A 19217-nucleotide genomic window follows, 5' to 3' on the forward strand; every position below is an offset into this window, starting at 1 on the left:
ATCTGCGGGGGGACGTACAACCGTCCCGAACGTCACATGGTCTCGCCGAATCGGCGCCCTCGGAGCGCCGGCACTCGAGGAAGGCTCCCGCTATGAAGTTCTCTGTGCTTGCAGTAGGAATGGCAGCAGATCCGCAGGTCCTTGACCCCGGATCGACCGCGTGGATGCTCACGGCGTCCGCCCTCGTCCTCCTGATGACCCCCGGGCTTGCGTTCTTCTACGGCGGGCTCGTCAGGATGAAGTCCGTCCTCAACATCATGATGATGAGCTTCGGCGCCATGGGCGTGGTGGGCGTCGTCTGGGCCCTGTGGGGCTACGGACTGGCGTTCGGCCCGGATGCGTTGGGCGGATTCGTCGGGGATCCCTTCACTAATTTCGGTCTGAACGGGCTGACCACCAGCATCGGCACCAAGGCGGCGGGCCTGCCGGACATGATCTTCGTCGGCTTCCAGGCCACGTTCGCCATCATCACCGTTGCGCTGATCAGCGGGGCGGTGGCCGAGCGCGTCAGGTTTGGACCCTGGCTGCTCTTTGCCGCCCTCTGGGTCACACTCGTCTACGCGCCGATCGCGCACTGGGTCTGGGGCGGCGGCCTGTTTGGGCCCACCGGCCTCATTGGCAGCAAGATCTCGGCCCTCGACTTCGCCGGCGGCACAGTGGTCCACATGAACGCCGGCATAGCCGGACTCATGCTGGCAGTGGTTCTGGGCAAGCGGCTCGGTTTCATGAAAGACCCCAACATCCGCCCGCACAACCTGCCGTTCGTCATGCTCGGCGCAGGGCTGCTCTGGTTCGGCTGGTTCGGCTTCAACGCCGGCTCGGAACTCGCCGCCGACGCCACGGCCGCCCTGGCCTGGACCAACACCCTGCTTGCCACCAGCGCCGCCCTGCTGGGCTGGCTGCTCGTGGAGCGGCTGCGCGACGGGCACGCCACCTCGCTCGGAGCCGCCTCGGGTGCCGTCGCGGGACTCGTGGCAGTCACCCCGGCCTGTGGGTTCATCGACCCTGTCGGGGCCATCCTGATCGGCGCGATCGCCGGAGCCGTCTGCGCGCTCGCCGTCGGGCTGAAGTTCAAGATCGGACTCGACGACTCCCTGGACGTCGTGGCCGTGCACTTCGTTGGCGGCCTCTGGGGGACCCTGGCTCTCGGATTCTTCGCACTTCCGTCCGCCAAGACCGGCGGCGGCCTCTTCTACGGCGGCGGCCTGGCGCAGTTCTGGCCTCAGATCCTCACCGCGCTCATTGTCACGGCATGGAGCGCCGCCATGACCACGCTGATTGGCTTCGCGATCCACAAGAGCATCGGCATGCGCGTTTCCGAGGCCGACGAGCTCTCCGGCATCGACGTGACGGAACACGCCGAAACGGCGTACGAACTCCTCATGGTTGGCGGCAGCTTCCACCCCGGTGACCCGCATGCCAGGGCTGATGCTGCCCACGCCCAGGCCGATGCCCACGCCGAGGCCGAGGGTGGGGCCGCCCTCGCCGAAGGTGAGGCCGCCCGCGGCAGGGTGTCGTCATGAAGCTCGTCACGGCCATTGTGCGGCCTGAGCGGGTCGACGCCGTCAGCGCGGCCCTGGAACGGTCCGGAGTCAACGGCCTGACCGTGAGTCAGGCCAGCGGTTATGGCCGGCAGCGGGGCCACACCGAGGTGTACCGGGGTGCCGAGTACAGCTCGGACCTGCTGCCCAAAGTGCGGCTGGAAGTCCTGGTCAACGAGGACGCCCTCGGCGCCGTCATGGCCGCCATCGAAGAGGGCGGCCGCACCGGCCGTTTCGGCGACGGCAAGATCTGGATTATGGATGTGCGCGACGCCGTCCGCGTCCGGACGGGGGAGCGGGGCGCCTCTGCTATCGCGTGAGGCTGGCCATCGTGGGAGGCCTGCCACTATGAGGCCTTTGGTAAACAAATGATGCGCAATGCGAAACTTCGAGTGTATGATGGTTGTCACAACCGTCGGTCAATCCTCGAAGGAGAGGCTTCTTTTGGAAGAGCTGCGCATCGAGGCCAATGGCAACCTTGGCCCCATCGATTCATCCCGCGTCCCACGCTACGCCGGGGCTGCCACATATGCCCGCCTGCCGCGCCTGGACCAAGTGGCCAAGGCTGATGTCACGGTGGTCGGCGTGCCGTTCGACTCCGGCGTCTCCTACCGCCCCGGCGCCCGCTTCGGGGCCAACCACATCCGCGAGGCCAGCCGCCTGCTGCGGCCGTATAACCCGGCATGGGACGTCAGCCCCTTCGAGAACATCCAGGTGGCCGACGCCGGCGACATGGCCGTCAACCCGTTCAACATCAACGACGCCATCGAAACCATCCAGCAGAACGCCCTGGACCTGACGGCGTCCGGCAGCAAGCTGCTGACCCTCGGCGGCGACCACACCATCGCCCTGCCGCTATTGCGCGCCGCCGCCGAGCGCGCCGGCGGCCCCATTGCCATGCTGCACTTCGATGCGCACCTGGACACCTGGGACACCTACTTCGGCGCCGAGTATACCCACGGCACACCCTTCCGCCGCGCCGTCGAGGAAGGCATCCTGGACACCGAGGCCATCAGCCACATCGGCACCCGCGGTCCGCTCTACGGCAAGAAGGACCTCGACGACGACCACCGCTTCGGCTTCGGCATCGTCACCTCCGCCGACGTCTACTACCAGGGTGTCCTGGAGACGGTGGCCAAGGTCCGGGACCGGATCGGGAACCGCCCGCTCTACATTTCGGTGGACATCGACGTCCTTGACCCCGCGCATGCGCCGGGCACCGGCACGCCGGAAGCCGGCGGCATCACCAGCCGCGAACTGCTGGAAATCATCCGCGGTTTCCGCGGCATGAACCTCGTCGGGGCCGACGTCGTCGAGGTTGCCCCGGCGTACGACCACGCCGAGATCACCGGCGTGGCGGCAAGCCACGTCGCCTACGAACTCGTGACGCTGATGGCGGACCGCGCCGTCGAAGGGGACCGCTTCGGCACCCCGAACGGCTACGCGGCCCAGGCCCTCGGCCAGGAATCCCGCCGCCCCGCCGGCTTCGGCTCCCCGGTGGCTTCACGATGACCGGCGTGCGCAACGGTGGAGACCTCGTCGTCGAGACCCTTGAGGCGCTCGGCGCCAAGACGGTCTTCGGTATCCCGGGCCAGCACGCCCTGGGCCTGTTCGACGCGATGGGCCGCGGGAACCTGCACTTCGTCTCCTCCCGGGTCGAGAACAACTCGGCGTTCGCCGCGGACGGGTACTCCCGCGCCACCGGCGAGGTCGGCGTGCTGTTCCTGTCCACCGGCCCGGGCGCGCTGACGTCCCTGGCCGGGCTGCAGGAGGCCTACGCCACGGGCGTGCCCATGGTGGTTGTGGCGAGCCAGATCCCGCTCGAGGGCCTCGGCGCGCGCCGCAAAGGCATGTTGCACCAGCTCGATGACCAGAAGGCCTCGGCCGCGAACGTCACCAAGTCCCAGCGCCTGATCCAGCACGCCTCCGGCATTCCCTCCGCCATCCAGGATGCCTGGACCGAGGCGATCTCCTCGCCGCAGGGCCCGGTCTGGCTGGAAATCCCGCAGAACGTTCTGCTGGACCCCATCATGGTGCCTCCGGTGGAGGACGCCCTCGCCGAAGCGGCTGACAACCCGCCCCGGGTGGAGCTGGTCCGCGAAGCCGTGAAATGGCTCTCGACGGCGGAACGTCCCGCCATCATCGCCGGCGGCGGCACCCGCCGTGGCCGCGCCGAGCAGTCGCTGCTTTCGATTGCTGAGAAGCTGCGCGCGCCGGTGATCTGCACGCCGGGGGGCAACGGCGCGTTCCCCTGGAACCATGAGCTCTCGCTGCAGTCCTGGATCGAGGACCAGTACATGACGGAGGTGCTCGAGGACGCCGACGTGCTGATCGTCATCGGCTCCTCCCTGGGCGAGGTCACGTCCAACTACTTCACCTTTGAACCGCGCGGCCGGATCATCCAGATCGACGCCGAACCCCGGGTCCTGGAGTCCAACCGCCCCGGGCTGGGTATCCGTGCCGACGCCGGCCAGGCCCTCGCCGCCCTCGACGCCGCCCTGATCGAACCGCACGGCGAACGCGCCGACTGGCACGGCACAGCTCCCGAGACGCTCGTCAAGGACACCCTGGCGAAGGTCACGGCCCGGCTCGAGTCCCAGGACCTCGGCAAGGAACTGAAGTTCATGGCCGATATCCGCGAGGCCGTTCCCGCGGGCATGCAGACGTTCTGGGACATGACCATCTCCGCCTACTGGGGCTGGAGCTGCTGGGATGCCCGTGAGGGCCAGTTCCACTCCGCGCAGGGCGCCGGCGGGCTGGGCTTCGGCTTCCCCGCGGCGATCGGCGGCGCCGTCGGGCTCGAAACCACCGGCACGCCCGGCGGCGCATCTGCCGGACACGCCAGAGTGCTGGCCGTCTCCGGCGACGGCTCGGCCATGTACTCCATCTCCGAACTCGCCACTGCCAAGCAGCACAACGTCCCGGTCACCTGGCTGATCGTGGACGACGGCGGCTACGGCATCCTGCGCGAATACATGGTGGGCGCGTTCGGCAAGGCCACGGCCACCGAGCTCGCCCGGCCCGACTTCGTCAAGCTGGCCGAAGCCTTCGGTGTGCCGGCCGTGCGGGTGGCCCCCGAGGATGTCGGGGACGCCCTGAAGGCCGGCTTCGCCGCGGACGGCCCCAACGTCGTCGTCGTCGAAACCCTGCTCAAGATGTTCGGCCCCACCCACCTGGCCACGTAGTCGGCCCGGGCGACACCACCCTAAACAACACAGCACAGCACCGCACTGCAACAGCGGACCGGCCGGGTCTGCCCCTCACCTTGATGGGCAGGCCCGGCCGGTCCGTTTTTGACTTTAAGTGCCCTTTCGGGGCCGTGCGGCACCTCCCACGAGAGAGTTAGTTTCCCGAAGTAACCAATTTAGTATATAGTTGCCTGGGGCAAACAAAAGAGGGGTGTCCAACATGTCAGTCGAACCCAACGCTGCAGCCAAACTCGTCTACCAGATCTTCGACCTCCAGCGCGCGGTCCGCTGCGTTGCCGCGGCCAGCCTGCGCGGCCAGGACACCGGAGTGGCACTTCAGGGCGTTCTTCGCTTTGTGGGGGAGGGCGAATCCCGGGCCACGCATCTTGCGGAGCGGCTCGGCGTCAGCGCACCTGTCCTTAGCCGGCACATCGCCGATCTCGAAGAGCACGGTTACGTGGTCCGCCGCCCGGACCCCGAAGACGGCCGCGCGCAACTGATCGCCCTCTCCGCCACCGGCGCGGAGAAACTGCGCATCATCGAGGACCAGCGGACGGCCACCCTCCAGGGCTTGCTGCAGGACTGGAGCCAGGACGACGTCGAACTGACGGCGCGCACCCTCGAAAAACTTGCTGAGTCCCTGAGGACCTCAGCCCGGGCAACGACGGCCGGACCCACGAATACGACCGAAATTGTTGAGGAGTAGATATATGGCTAGCCACGCCGCCGCCACGGGACCGTCCCCGGCCCCGTCGGACCTTCACCCGAGGGCGCCCCGTGCATCCCAGCCCGCCGCAGAACCTGCCGCGATGACCCACCGCCAGATCATGGAAGCGCTCACCGGACTGCTGGCGGCGTTCTTCACCGCCATCCTGAGCAGCACGATCGTTGCCAACGCGCTGCCCACCATCATGTCCGAGCTCAAGGGCACCCAGACGGACTTCGCCTGGGTGATCACGGCCGCGCTCCTGGCCAACGCGGCCACCACCCCGATCTGGGGCAAGCTGGCGGACCTCTTCAACAAGAAGGTCCTCGTCCAGCTGAGCATCGTGATCTTCGTGGCCGGCTCCGTCATGGCCGGCCTGTCCGAGACCATCCCGCTGCTGCTGACCGCCCGTGTCATCCAGGGCATCGCCATGGGCGGCCTCACCGCCCTGGCCCAGGCCATCATCGGCTCCATGATCCCGCCGCGCGACCGCGGAAAGTACTCCGGCTACATGGGCGGCGTCATGGCCGTGGGCACGGCCGGCGGCCCGCTGCTCGGCGGCTTCATCGTCGACAGCCCGCTGGGCTGGCGCTGGACGTTCTTCGTCTGCGTCCCGCTCGCGGTGGTTGCGCTGATCCTGCTGCAGATCACCCTGAAGATCCAGCACGTCAAGCGCCCCGCCAAGATCGACTGGCTCGGCTCCATCCTGTTGACCTCCGGCGTCAGCCTGCTGCTCATCTGGGTTTCCTTCGCCGGCAACCCTGACTACTACGACTGGTGGTCGTGGCAGTCTGTGGCCATGGTGGGCGGCGGCGTCCTGCTCCTGGGCCTGCTGGTGCTGGTGGAATCCCGGGTGGCCCAGCCCATCATCCCGCTCAAGATCATCTCGGAGCGGACCACCGCCCTCGCGATCCTCGCCTCGGTGGCCGTCGGCGTGGGCATGTTCGGTTCCTCGACGTTCCTTGGCCAGTACTTCCAGGTGGCACGCGGTGCCACCCCCACCGAAGCCGGTCTCCTCACATTGCCCATGATCGCGGGCAACCTGATCGGTTCGGTCGCCTCGGGCATGCTCATCAGCCGCACCGGCAAGTGGAAGCGCTACCTGGTGGCCGGCGCCATCCTGCTGATCGGCGGCCTCGGCCTGGCCGGCAGCATGGATCACACCACTGACCTGTTTCTGACCGGAATCTATACGGCCATCCTCGGCGTGGGTCTGGGCCTGCTGATGCAGAACCTCGTCCTCGCCGTCCAGAACACGGTCCAGGCCAAGGACATCGGCACGGCCAGCGCCTCGGTCGCCTTCTTCCGGTCCGTCGGCGGAGCAATCGGCGTCTCGGTCCTCGGCGCCGTGCTGGGCAACCGGGTCAAGGAGCTGGCCGTGGAGGGACTCGCCTCCGCCGGAATCCAGGTTCCGGCCGGATCGACGGGTGCAAGCATGGACCTCAAGGACATGCCGGCACCGATCCGCGACATCATGCGGGCCGCCTACGGCGACGCGATCGCCGAGGTCTTCCTGATCTCTGCAATCATCGGCCTCGTTGCGCTGGTCGCCATCTTGTTCATCAAGGAACGCCCGCTGCGGCGCACCGTCGATATCCGTCCGGAGTCCGCAGAGCACGCAGGGGACGCCGCCACCGGCGCTGCTGCGGCCGCCGCCGGTGGCGCCACCGCCGCAACTGCTTGGGGGAACAACCCGAACGACGCCGTCAAGACAGCTTCCTCCGCCAACGGCACCGGCATCGTGGACCTGGACCGGGAATTCATCGAGGTGCTCAGCCGGGAGCGCGCCGAATCCCGCTTCCCTGATGCCGCCCGCCGGGAAGCCGACCTTGGCTTCAGGACCGGCGGTGGCTCCGGCCGCGATTCCGGTCCGGCGGGGTCCGGAGCGGCGGACTTCGGTGCGGAGCGGGCAGCCGAGAGGGAGGGTGTCCGCCAGCGGGCCCGTACCTTGGTGGCCGACGACCGGACCGAGGCCGCCGACGTCGTACCCGTGATGCTGCGGACCCAGCAGTTGCTGGCGGAGCAGCAACTGCAACTGGCGGACGCGCTGCGCGCCGTGCACGAGCACGCCGCAGAGCAGCGAGCGGTCGCCGCGGAACAGGCCCGGGTTGCCGAAGAGCTCACGGTCCTGCGCCGGCAGCTTGCCAAACAGCGCAAGATGCAGCGCGCGGCTGCCGACTACATCGCTACCCACGGCCGGCACCGCACCGAGTAGGGTCCGACTGTGCCCGCGCCGGCACCGCCGGACTGCGCACCGCCGGTGCCGGATCCCAGGGGCCCGTCTCCCAAGGTCCGTCTGCCGGATCGGATCCCAGAGGCCCCGCGGCCGCCCCAACGGCGGCCGCGGGGTCTCTGCGCGGCCTCCGTTAGCGCGGCAAGGCCGCGGCCGGCTGCAGGCAGGCGTGAAAGTACTCCGTTTGGATGATATTCAGCGTTCCGTGTTCCACGCGGGCGGGGGATTTCGTAGGGTTGGGTGGCTAAGGCTGTCGGCCCCAACGGATAGTCTTCAATCAGCTTTTCAACTCACTTCATTATCCGGTCTTCGTATCGTCCGGTCTTCCCAAAGGACTCGTGGGCATGCTCGTCACCCTCATGCGGCGCTATTCCAAGCCGTATCTGCCATACATCGCGGCTGTGGTCATCTTTCAACTGGCTTCGACCATCGCGGCGCTGTACCTCCCCAGCCTCAATGCCCAGATCATCGACGAGGGCGTTTCCCGCGGCGACACGGACTACATCTGGCGCACCGGCGGCGTCATGCTCGGCGTCTCCCTGATCCAGGTGGCCACCGCGATCGCCGGCGTCTACTTCGGTTCGAAGGCCGCGATGGCGTTCGGCCGTGACCTGCGCCGCGGCGTCTTCCGCAAGGTCAGCAGCTTCTCGGCCCGGGACGTCAACGTCTTCGGCGCGCCCACCCTGATCACGCGTGGCACCAACGATGTGCAGCAGGTCCAGATGCTCATGCTCATGGCGCTGAACTTCATGGTGGCCACGCCCATCATGTGCATCGGCGGAATCTTCATGGCCCTGCGCGAGGACCTCAACCTGTCCTGGCTCGTCTGGGTTTCTGTGCCCCTGCTCGTAGTTGTGGTGGGCTACCTTGTGGTCCGGCTCATGCCGCTCTTCCGTTCCATGCAGGAGAAGATCGACCGGCTCAACGGTGTCCTCCGTGAGCAGATCATCGGCATCCGCGTGGTCCGGGCCTTCGTGCGCGAACCCCACGAGGCCGAGCGCTTCGGCGCGGCCAACAAGGACCTCACCGACGTCTCACTGAAGATCGGTTCGCTGTTCGTGCTGATGTTCCCCGCCATCGGCATGATCCTGCACGTCTCCACGGCCGCCGTGCTGTGGTTCGGTGGCCAGCGCGTCGATGCCGGCGAAATGCAGGTCGGCTCGCTGACGGCCTTCCTCCAGTACCTCTTGCAGATCCTCATGGCCGTCATGATGGGCACCTTCATGGCCATGATGATTCCCCGCGCCTCGGTCTGCGCCGACCGGATCGGTGAAGTGCTCGACGTCGAACCGACCATCCACGAAGCGCTCACCCCGGTGGCGCCGGCCGCGAGGGCCGGCCGCGTTGAATTCCGCAACGTGACCTTCGCCTACCCGGGTGCCGAGGCGCCCGTGCTGAGCAACATCAGCTTCACGGCAGAGCCCGGACAGACGGTGGCGATCATCGGCTCCACCGGGGCCGGCAAGTCGAGCCTGCTGGCCCTGCTGCCGCGGCTCTACGACGCCGAATCGGGCGAGGTCCTGCTCGACGGCGTCCCCGTCACCCAGTTGGACCGGGCCGAGATCACGCAGCGCGTGGCCATGGTGCCGCAACGGCCGTACCTGTTCTCCGGAACCATTGAGCATAACCTGCGCTTCGGCAAGCCCGAGGCCACGGACACGGACCTGTGGGAGGCCCTGGCCGTCGCCCAGGCCGCGGACTTCGTGCGCGAAAAGAAGGGCGGCCTCGCTTCACGGATCGCCCAGGGCGGCACTAACGTCTCCGGCGGCCAGCGGCAGCGGCTGTGCATCGCCCGCGCCCTCGTCACCGAGCCCAAGGTCTTCCTCTTCGACGACTCGTTCTCGGCCCTTGACGTCGCCACCGATGCCAGGCTCCGCCGGGCGCTCAAGGCCAAGACGGCCGATGCCACGGTGATCATCGTCGGCCAGCGCGTGTCCACCATCGCCGATGCGGACCAGATCCTCGTGCTGGACAACGGCAGGATCGTGGACCGCGGAACACATGAGGAACTGTTGGAAAGCTCCAGCACCTACCAGGAAATCGTCGAATCCCAGCTGAGCGCGGAGGCAGTGGCATGAGCACCAACGAGAAAGTCTCCACCACTTCGGCCGCAGCCGACACGACCGCAGCCGACACGACCGCAACCGACACCACCGCAACCGACACCACCGCGGCCACAACAGCCGCCCTTGATGTGACGGACGACGACTTCATCGAGGAGGAGTACACGCCCGGCGAAGCCGACGGCGGCATGTTCGGCGCCGTGCCGGCCAAGAAAGCCCAGCACTTCTGGCCCTCGGCCAAACGGCTCATGGGGCTGCTGAAGCCCGAGCGCGCCGGCATCATCGCTGTGCTCGCCATGGTGACGGTCGCCGTCGTCCTCAACGTCATTGCCCCGAGGATCCTGGGCCAGGCGATGGACGTGATCTTCGCCGGAGTAGTAGGCAAGCAGCTCCCGGCCGGTGCCACCAAGGAGCAGTTCATCGAAGGACTGCGCGCCCAGGGCCAGGACAACTTCGCCGACATGCTGGCCAAGATGGACGTAGTGCCGGGCGCGGGCATCGATTTCCAGAAGCTCGCGTTCCTCATCAGCGTGGTGCTGGTGATGTACTTCGTCGCCAACATCTTCCTGTGGCTCCAGGGGTATGTCCTCAACGTGCTTGTCATGCGCGTGGTCCGCACCCTGCGCGATGACACCGAGAAGAAACTGAACAAGCTCCCGCTGAACTACTTCGACACCCGCCAGCGCGGCGACATCCTCTCCCGCGTTACGAACGACGTCGACAACATCCAGCAGGCGCTCCAGCAGGCCTTCGCGCAGCTCGTGAACTCGGCCCTCACGGTCATCGGGATCGTGATCATGATGTTCATCGTGTCCTGGCAGCTGGCCCTGATCGCACTCGTCGCCCTGCCGCTCTCCGGCGTGGCCGCCGGCATCATCGGCGCCCGCAGCCAGAAGCTCTTCGCCGCCCAGTGGAAGAACACCGGCGAGCTCAACGGCCAGATTGAGGAATCCTTCTCCGGCCACGACCTCGTCCGCGTGTTCGGCCGCGACGCCGACATGCTGGCCCGCTTCGACGAGCGCAACGAGGAACTCTACAAGGCCAGCTTCGGAGCCCAGTTCGTCTCCGGCATGATCATGCCGGTCATGCAGTTTGTCTCCTATCTCAGCTATGTCGGAATCGCCGTCGTCGGTGGGCTGCGCGTGGCCTCGGGCGCTATGAGCCTGGGCGACGCCACGGCGTTCATCCAGTACTCGCGCGAGTTCACCCAGCCGCTGGGCCAGATGGCCGGCATGGCCAACATGCTGCAGTCCGGCGTCGCCTCCGCCGAGCGGGTCTTCGAATTCCTCGACGCCGACGAACAGGACGCCGAAACCGCCACCGAGCACCTCCCGGCCAAGACCGACGGACACGTCGAGTTCCAGCACGTCACCTTCAGCTACACGCCGGACAGGCCGCTGATCGAGGACCTGTCCTTCACGGCCGAGCCCGGACACACAGTGGCCATCGTGGGACCGACCGGGGCGGGCAAGACCACCCTGGTCAACCTCGTGATGCGCTTCTACGAACTGAACGCCGGCAGCATCACCCTGGACGGCGTGGACATCACCCGGCTGAGCCGTTCGGAGCTGCGCGCCAAGGTGGGCATGGTGCTGCAGGACGCCTGGCTGTTCGGCGGAACCATCTACGAAAACATCCGCTACGGCAAGCTGGACGCCACCGAGGACCAGATCATGGCGGCGGCCAAGGCCACGTTCGTGGACCGCTTCGTCCGCGCGCTGCCGGACGGCTACAACACGGTCATTGACGAAGAAGGCAACAACGTCAGCGCCGGCGAAAAGCAGCTGATCACCATTGCCCGGGCTTTCGTGGCGAACCCGTCGCTGCTGATCCTGGACGAGGCCACGAGTTCCGTGGACACCCGCACCGAAGCCCTGGTCCAGAAGGCCATGGCCGCGTTGCGCACCGAGCGCACCAGCTTCGTCATCGCCCACCGGCTCTCCACCATCCGGGACGCGGACACCATCCTGGTCATGGAGGACGGGCAGATCGTCGAACAGGGCCGGCACGCCCAGCTGCTGGCCATGCAGGGCGCGTACTACCGGCTGTACATGTCCCAGTTCGCCGGCGAGGACGCGGACGACGCCTTGTTGGATTCCGCGGAGGACGCGACGGCGGTGCACAGCTGAGCGCCGCCGGGCCCGCCGCTGGGGAGGGCACAGCGGGGGCGGGCACCCCCGGGGAGAGTGCAGGCATGGAGCCTCGGCGCCTCGAGGTGGAGGTGCCGATGCGCTGGAGCGACATGGATGCCTATGGGCACATCAACAACGTCCAGATTGTCCGGATCCTGGAGGAAGCGCGGATCGCGGCGTTCGGCCCGCCCCAGGGTCCAGGGCTACCGGGAACCGAACCCCTGGTGTCGCTCTTCAACGAAATCCCGGAAGGGACGCTGGCGCTCGTGGTCGAGCACAAGATCAGGTACGTCAAGACGCTGGAATACCGCAACGTGCCCGCCGTCGTCCAGCTGTGGATCGGGGCGGTCAAGGGCGCCAGCTTCGACATCCACTATCTGGTCCAGGATCCCGTCACGCGGGAGGACTGTGTCCGGGCCACGAGCCATCTGGCCTTCGTCAATGAGGCAACCGGCCGGGTGCTGCGGCTGACGCCGGAACAGAAGGAGAGGCTGGCCCCGTACACCCGCGCCCACCCGGTCCCATAGCCTCTACCCCGGTGCCGGTGGGGCTCCTAGAATGAACAATCCCGACGCTTCATTCCCGACGCTTAAGGAGCAGTGGTCGCTGTGAACATGGGCAAGAACGTGCACGGGAACATGCACACGAGGCACACACGCAAGAAGAAGTGGAGCGAACTCTCGCCGATGGCACGGTTCGGAACCATTGTCACGGCCACCGTTCAGCTGACGCTGCTCATCGCTGCCCAGCGGGATCTCTCGCGGCGGCCGGCCGGGGAGATCCGGGGCAGCAAGGCGCTGTGGCGGGTTGCCACCTTCGTGAACTTCATCGGCCCGGCCACGTATTTCACCGTCGGTGTGAAGCGCCGCCCTACCACGAAATCGGCCCCGCAGGCTGCCCGCGCGAGATTTACCGGACGGTAGCTTTGGGGCGGCGTTAAATGCGCGCGTTCAGTTTAAGCCTGTAAATTGAACGTATGACCCCAGCCAAGAAGCCTGCCCTGCACCGTGCCCTCGGTATCTCCAAGGAGATAGAAGACGCGGCGTGGTTTGTGCTGGGCCCGGGGTTGCTGGGCAAGGCGTCCGCCCTGGACGGCCGCACCAAAACCTGGTCGGTCCAGGCTGCCGCGGAGTTGCTGGAACGCCTCGAACGTGGCGTTCCCGACCCCAAAGCGCCGATGATGACCAACCTGCGTCAGAACCTGGAAGGTGCCACCCGCGGGGCGAAGCAACTGGCCGTGGAGCTGCTCTTCCTCCAGTCGCTGCCGCTGGCCCACGAGGTCAAGTCGCTGAAGGTCAAGCGGGCGCGCGTCGCCGAGGCGGCGTCCTGGCTGGAGCCTGCGCTGGAACTCCCGGACGAGCTCTACGCGGGAATGACGGACCACGGCGTGATCCGGGACCGCACCGCGGAATTCAACTGGACCATCTGGGACCACCTGAAATGGCTCTGCCGCTTCGTGCAGCACGTCGCACAGCGGCCGGCCCACGTCGTCCAGGCTGCGGTGAAGGATCCGCTGGCCTTCCACCGGCTGGTCGCCGGCACCCCGGATGACCAGCCGGCCATCCGCCGCAGCATTGAGTTCCTGGTCTGGCCGAGCTACTTCGAACCCGTTGTGGCCGATGTTGAACGGCAGGAGATCCGAGACGCCTTCGCTTCCCTGGTGGGCGGGGCCAAGGGGGACAGCGACGAGGACATTTCCGCCGACATCCACAGGATCCGCCTGCACCTGGACCAGCAGGCCGGGCAGCGGATCGACTGGTACTCCCGCCAGCTGGTGAGCCAGTGGCGGAAGGTCGGCGACCCCGGCCGCCGCGCCTGGCTTTTGCGCACCCACCACGACAACGCCGAGCGGCTGGGGGAGTGGCGGGACGAGGAAGCGGTGACGCTCGACGTCGAACACCTCCGCCTGCTGGACCCCGGCGTTACCGCCGGGCTGGTCCAGAACGCAGTGGACGAGGACTACAAGCACCTCGGCTACGTGGAGCGTGAGGACACCAAGACCGCCGTCTTCGCCTTCCTGACCGTGATGAAGCCGGGAGACCTCGCGCTCTTCCAGAGTTCGGGCAAGGTCCGGATCGGCGTGGTCCTGGGCGAACCGGAGCATGGCAAGGACAACCGCCAGCTCCGCCGCAAGGTCCGCTGGTTCGATGAGGAACACGACGTCACCGGGCTGCCCCGCCACGTGCAGCGCCAGCTGACCACATCCGGCAACATCGTGGACATCACCCGCGTGATCCAGGCGCTCGAGACGCTCCTGCCGGCAGAAGCGGAAGCCGAGGACGGCGACGGCGCCGAGCCGGATGCCGCCGTCGAACCTGCCTATGACGGTTTCCGGCCGCTGACACCGGAGTTCGCCGCGTCCTTGCACATGGACCTGGACCCGCTGCAGGAAATCGCCGAACTCCTCGAGGAGAACCGGCAGCTGGTGCTCTACGGTCCGCCGGGAACGGGCAAGACGTACCTTGCCAAGCACCTCGCCGCCGAGCTCGCCGGCGACACCACGGACGAGCGGGTCAAGCTGGTCCAGTTCCACCCGTCGTACGCCTATGAGGACTTCTTCGAGGGCTTCCGGCCGGACAAGACGGACGAGGGCCAGGTGTCCTTCAAGCTCGTGGCAGGTCCGCTGCGCCGGCTCGCCGAGGAAGCTGCCAAGCCCGGCAACGAGAGCAAACCGTACTTCCTGATCATCGACGAGATGAACCGGGCGAACCTGGCCAAGGTGTTCGGCGAGCTGTACTTCCTGCTCGAATACCGCGATGACCGCATCTACCTCCAGTACAGCCCCAACGAGCCGTTCACCCTGCCGGACAACCTCTACATCATCGGCACCATGAACACCGCGGACCGCTCCATCGCGATGATGGACGCGGCAATCCGCCGGCGGTTCTCCTTCATCGAGCTCCACCCGAAGACGGAACCCGTGAAAGGCTCCCTGCTGCGTTTCCTCCAGGCCCGCGACCTGGACACGACGCCGGCCCTGCTGCTTGACGCGTTGAACAACGCGATCGACGAATGGGACCGCGACCTCATGATCGGGCCCTCTTACTTCATGAAGAAGTCTGCGCAGACGCCCAAGGGCCTCCGCAGAATCTGGAAGTACGAGCTCATGCCGCTGCTGGAGGAGCACTATCACGGCCAGCTCAACCGTGCCCAGCTCGAGGAACGGTTCGGGCTGGAACAACTCATGGGCCGCCTGGCGAATGCCTAGGCTGGCCGGGGATGCCGTAGCGCTCGAGCGCAGATCGTCGGACCGTGGCGCCGACCGGGCCGCGCTGGACCGCAATGCATCGGACCGCGGTTCGGCCGGGCGTGGCCTATCCGGATCTGGTTTGTCCGGGCGTGGTTTGTCCGGGCGGGGTTTGTCCGGACGCGGCGGCGCGGAGGACCCCTGCCGGCACATTGTCCTCGACGAGCTCTCCGCAGGCGTCGTGGAGCGGCTTGATCCGGATACTGCGGCCTACGTCAACGCCAGCGGTCTGGCGAAAGCCTCGCCGATGGGCATGGGACTGTACCGGATCGAACCCGTGGGCAGCGTGGGCTCGGTGCGGACCCCCACCGTGCAGCTGGAGGTGCGGCCGAAGGGACGGCTCGGGCTGAACCGGCTGCTGTTCCTCCTCGGCTACGCGGGGGACCAGGGGTTCCGGGACGATTCGGTCGCCGCGGTGGAGCATACCGACCTTTGGAGCGCCCTGGCCGAATCCCTGGCGCAGCTTGCGGACCGGGCACTGAGCCGCGGCGTGCTGCAGGGGTACCTCATGGTGGAAGAATCCCTCAGGACCGTTAAGGGCCGGATCCGGATGTCGGACCAGATCTCCCGCCGGCCGGGGATGCTGGTCCCACTGGAAGTCTCCTACGACGAGTTCACCGAGGACATCGCAGAGAACCGGATTCTGCGCGCCGCGCTGGAACGGATGTCCCAAGTGCCGCGCGTTCGGCCCGAAGTCCTTAGCCGGTTGCGCCAGCTGAAGGGAAAGCTCGACGCCGTGACGCGCCTGCAGTCCGGCGCGCCGCTGCCACAGTGGCGGCCCAGCCGGATGAACACCCGCTACCACGCGGCCCTCCGGCTCGCCGAACTGATCCTGCGGAACGCCTCGGCGGAGGCCGGCGACGGCAAGCAACAGTCGGCGTCGTTCGTAGTGGACATGGCAAAGGTGTTCGAGGACTTCGTGGGGACGGCGCTGCGCGAAGCCATGGCCGCCTACCCAGGGGAAATGCGGTTGCGCTACAACACACTGCTGAATGAGGCCGTCCGCGACTCGGACCGGATTGTGGTCCAGCCGGACGCCGTCCACTTCCTCGGCGGCCGGCCCGTGATGGTGTACGACGCCAAGTACAAGGCCGCCGCTGACACCGGCGCGTCCATCTCGGGCGACCACTACCGGATGCTCGCCTACTGCACATCCTTGCGGGTGCCGACGGCGTGGATTATTTACCCGGGTGCAGGGGAAATCAAGCTGCGCCGGATTCTCAATACCGACATCGACATTGTCGAGTTCCCGCTGGATCTGTCCCTGCCGCCGTCGGAAATCCTGGCCTCCGTGGCAGATCTTGCCCAGCAGTCCTGGGGCGAAGTGCTCCGGCAGGCCAGTATCGACAGGTCAGCCAGCTAAATCGTTCAGCCAGCTAAACCGCTCAGCCAGCTAGGCGGATGCTTGCTGGTCGGCCACTGTCCGCAGATGATCCAGGAGCGCCTTTTCCGGCTGGCCCGGGTTGTTCGCGACATGCCACCGAAGTTTCTCCCGCACGGGCGCATCTTCCGGGTTGGTGTCCGCGAGGACCTCGTCAATGATCGAGGTTGCCTGCCGGCGCAGCGGCTCCAAATCAGGGTCCGCTCCGCGGAACTGGCGGACCCGAACGGCCCGGTTTCTGGTGTGGCCGAAGCGGGGGAACTCAAGAACCGTGGGACTGGAATCGGCTGGCGTAGCAGCCATGTCGGGCTCATCGCTGGACATCAGCAAGTGGGGCATGTGCGCTCTCCCGTGTTTGCAGTACGCAGTGGTACTGACCGAATAATGCCTAAGGCCCCCGGAGTCGAATATTAGCTGAGGCAGTTCAGACTGCATCGGAAGCGGGCACTGCGACACGCGGGATTTCTGCTGGTCATCGGGCGTCCTCAGTGGGTTCGTCCGTTGGCAGGCCCCGAAGGAATGCGTCCAGCCGGAGCTCCAACGCCGATCGATCCTTCAGCTCGCACTCCCACACCGTGAGCACATCCCAGCCGTCGCGTTCGAGCTGAATCCGCTGGTCGGCGTCGCGGTTCCGGGTCCGTGTGCGCTTGGTTTCCCAGAACTCGGCATTTGCTTGGGGTGCGTGCTGTCCCACCCGGCAGTCGTGGAAATGCCAGAAGCAGCCGTTGACGAAGATGACCTTGTGGCGGCCGGCGAAGACAATATCGGGGTTGCCCGGGAGTTTGCCGCCACCCGCGGTGCCGTGCAGGCGATAGCGGTATCCCTTCGCGTGCAGCAGCCTGCGGACCAGCATTTCCGGTTTCGTGTTCTTACCCCGGATCCGGGACATGTTCCAGCTGCGCCGCTCCGGGGTCAGCCTGTCCGCCATTGTTTAAGTCTAGGCCGGTGCCAAGTGTTGGCAGCCGTCGGGCGCCGTCGGGCGTTAGATCTCCCGCTCCGGGTGTTCGCCGAACTGGAAGTGGCGTCCGCTGACCGAGGTCGGCGTAATTTCCACGTAGAAGTCCTTCAACGTCGGAACCCACGGTTTGAGTCCGAGGGCCTCGGCGTCGGCTATATCCGCCGACTGATCGAGCACCCGCGCAGTGCCGCGCAGGACCACTGACCACGCTTCCTCGGACAGGATTCCATCGGTTTCGAATAGCACTTTGGAGTTGATGGTGAGCTCGGCGAGCTTGTTGCCCGGGGCGGTGCGTAGGAACAATTTCCGGCCGCTGGTCACGTAGTTCACCGGGAAGATGTCGGGCTCTCCGGCCACGGTGACCACGAGCCTGCCGTGTTTTGTACTGTCAATCAGCTTCCAGGATTGCTCGTCGTCCAGCTTGAGGATGGGATCGCCGTCTGCGTGTTCAAACATCATGGGCCTATTGTTCTGGCCTCGATGGGGAGATGGCTAGGGGCTAAAGGACTCAAGACGGGCAGACTGCCGGTCTCTATCGGGCCTCCTCCGAGACTGGGCGCTGCTGTGGATAACTTTGACGTCTAAAATGTGACGTCGGTTACTCTTAAGCATTGTTTGGACTCGCGCGTCTTGATTTTCTATCGGGGGAGTAGCTGACCATGACATCTCGCACTTCGCTTTCCGGTCCCTGGCGAGCCTGTGCGGTCGCTTTGGTGTCGATCTCGCTGATGTCGGTCACAGCTTGCAACGGGGGCGGAACGCCACCTCCCGGGTCTCCACCTGCTGATTCGCAAAGTCCGTCAGCATCGTCCACTCCGAGTGCAGCTCCGACGCCCACCGCCAGCTACAAACCGGCCGACGCGACCGGCAGAGCGCAGAACGTCCCGGTTCCCGAGCTGCCGGAAGCTGCTAAGGCGGAGACGAAGGAAGGGGCCATTGCCTTTGCAAAACATTGGTACACACTGCTGAATTACGCGTATCAGACCGGGGAATTCCGACTGATGGATCAGGTCACCGACTCATCGTGCAGATTATGCGCCAAGGTGCGTCCGGGAATTGTGGAGTGGAACTCGGAAGGACGATGGATCGCGGGAGGGCTGGTCCGAGCGAAGGGGGCCTACACCAACTTCGTCAAGACATCCCAGGGTGGCTACCAAGTGACCACACAATTGGAGCAATCGGCTGGAACCCTGTATCGAGCTGACTCAAGTGTCGAGAAATCCGTGCCCGCCTCACAAGTGCTCGCAGATATCATGATTCTCCGCTTTTCTGACGGTCGTTGGATGGCGATGGATATTGACCGGATCGGTGCATGAATCGCCTCCCGCGCTCAGGACGAAGGTGGTGGGGTGTCGGGACTATATTCGCCGCTGTCACTTCATTTTCGTTAGCTTTTGGCCCTTCGGCCAACGCCGGGGCATCCGACGTTTTTTGGAACGAGACGGGAGTGGGCGTGTGGCGGTATGACTCGAGGTTCGGAGTTTGGGTGGATGCGCCCGGGTCTGTTCCTGAAAGCCCATTTCAATACAGGTTTGACTACCTGTGTCTGATAAATAACAACAACAACTTTGATCTCCCGTGTCTCGCCGCGACCGCAGAGTGTAACGCTGGCGAAAACGGCCGCCCAGTTCGATGGTGGTGGAAGCTGGTAGTTGCGGGACCGAATGACTGGAGCCGCATCTCGCCTGACCGCTGCGTCTACCTTGAGAAACCCGTGGACGTGCTGGGCCAGATTGCCGCCCAGATTCAGACCAAATTTCAGCAACTT

The 19217-nt window shown here is 66.1% G+C and carries 16 protein-coding genes; 13 read left to right on the forward strand and 3 right to left on the reverse strand.

Features of this window, described 5'->3' with window-relative positions; translation table 11 throughout:
* Positions 1-92: 92 nt before the first annotated feature.
* From AC1D2F_RS13610 to AC1D2F_RS13665, 12 genes are all read left to right on the forward strand, one after another.
* The gene (locus AC1D2F_RS13610) at positions 93-1523 is read left to right on the forward strand and encodes an ammonium transporter (RefSeq protein WP_476966938.1); all 1431 of its coding nucleotides are present in this window, start codon (positions 93-95) and stop codon (positions 1521-1523) included.
* Complete coding sequence (locus tag AC1D2F_RS13615) at positions 1520-1861, forward strand: P-II family nitrogen regulator (RefSeq protein ID WP_229995649.1); 342 nt, start codon at positions 1520-1522, stop codon at positions 1859-1861. The genes AC1D2F_RS13610 and AC1D2F_RS13615 overlap by 4 nt, the downstream gene beginning before the upstream one ends.
* A gap of 124 nt (positions 1862-1985) precedes the next feature.
* Positions 1986-3053 (forward strand): agmatinase, encoded by a 1068-nt coding sequence (gene speB, locus AC1D2F_RS13620; protein ID WP_476966949.1) that lies wholly within the window; start codon positions 1986-1988, stop codon positions 3051-3053.
* Positions 3050-4726 carry a thiamine pyrophosphate-binding protein gene (locus tag AC1D2F_RS13625; protein WP_476966939.1) on the forward strand — a complete coding sequence of 559 codons (1677 nt, stop codon included), beginning with the start codon at positions 3050-3052 and terminating at the stop codon, positions 4724-4726. Before speB ends, AC1D2F_RS13625 begins: the two co-directional genes overlap by 4 nt.
* Before the next feature lie 223 nt (positions 4727-4949).
* Entirely contained in the window at positions 4950-5435 is a 486-nt protein-coding gene (locus AC1D2F_RS13630) for a MarR family winged helix-turn-helix transcriptional regulator (protein WP_476966940.1), read from the forward strand.
* A 103-nt stretch (positions 5436-5538) separates the two neighbouring features.
* The gene (locus AC1D2F_RS13635; protein ID WP_476966950.1) at positions 5539-7650 is read left to right on the forward strand and encodes an MDR family MFS transporter; all 2112 of its coding nucleotides are present in this window, start codon (positions 5539-5541) and stop codon (positions 7648-7650) included.
* Positions 7651-8012: 362 nt separating this feature from the next.
* Complete coding sequence (locus AC1D2F_RS13640; protein WP_476966941.1) at positions 8013-9746, forward strand: ABC transporter ATP-binding protein; 1734 nt, start codon at positions 8013-8015, stop codon at positions 9744-9746.
* A gap of 173 nt (positions 9747-9919) precedes the next feature.
* Positions 9920-11860, forward strand: coding sequence for an ABC transporter ATP-binding protein (locus tag AC1D2F_RS13645; protein ID WP_476966951.1), 1941 nt, complete (start codon positions 9920-9922; stop codon positions 11858-11860).
* Between the two features lie 98 nt (positions 11861-11958).
* Positions 11959-12390, forward strand: coding sequence for an acyl-CoA thioesterase (locus tag AC1D2F_RS13650; protein ID WP_229994561.1), 432 nt, complete (start codon positions 11959-11961; stop codon positions 12388-12390).
* 72 nt (positions 12391-12462) lie between these two features.
* Entirely contained in the window at positions 12463-12786 is a 324-nt protein-coding gene (locus tag AC1D2F_RS13655; RefSeq protein WP_229994560.1) for a hypothetical protein, read from the forward strand.
* Between the two features lie 53 nt (positions 12787-12839).
* Positions 12840-15071, forward strand: coding sequence for an McrB family protein (locus AC1D2F_RS13660; RefSeq protein WP_229994559.1), 2232 nt, complete (start codon positions 12840-12842; stop codon positions 15069-15071).
* On the forward strand, positions 15064-16473 hold the full coding sequence (locus tag AC1D2F_RS13665; protein ID WP_476966942.1) for an McrC family protein: 1410 nt from the start codon (positions 15064-15066) through the stop codon (positions 16471-16473). Before AC1D2F_RS13660 ends, AC1D2F_RS13665 begins: the two co-directional genes overlap by 8 nt.
* Positions 16474-16503: 30 nt before the next feature.
* Here AC1D2F_RS13665 and AC1D2F_RS13670 read toward each other — a convergent pair whose 3' ends face one another.
* The 3 genes from AC1D2F_RS13670 to AC1D2F_RS13680 all read right to left on the reverse strand — a co-directional run bounded on the left by AC1D2F_RS13670 (position 16504) and on the right by AC1D2F_RS13680 (position 17908).
* Positions 16504-16794, reverse strand: a complete 291-nt coding sequence (locus AC1D2F_RS13670) for a hypothetical protein (protein WP_476966943.1) — start codon at positions 16792-16794, stop codon at positions 16504-16506.
* Positions 16795-16963: 169 nt separating this feature from the next.
* Entirely contained in the window at positions 16964-17419 is a 456-nt protein-coding gene (locus AC1D2F_RS13675) for a very short patch repair endonuclease (protein WP_229994556.1), read from the reverse strand.
* Between the two features lie 54 nt (positions 17420-17473).
* Entirely contained in the window at positions 17474-17908 is a 435-nt protein-coding gene (locus AC1D2F_RS13680; RefSeq protein ID WP_364747651.1) for a pyridoxamine 5'-phosphate oxidase family protein, read from the reverse strand.
* A gap of 200 nt (positions 17909-18108) precedes the next feature.
* Here AC1D2F_RS13680 and AC1D2F_RS13685 point away from each other — a divergent pair, with 200 nt between their 5' ends.
* Positions 18109-18765 carry a DUF6318 family protein gene (locus AC1D2F_RS13685; protein WP_476966944.1) on the forward strand — a complete coding sequence of 219 codons (657 nt, stop codon included), beginning with the start codon at positions 18109-18111 and terminating at the stop codon, positions 18763-18765.
* Positions 18766-19217: the final 452 nt, after the last annotated feature.

This window comes from Arthrobacter sp. P1_B3 (assembly GCF_056406615.1).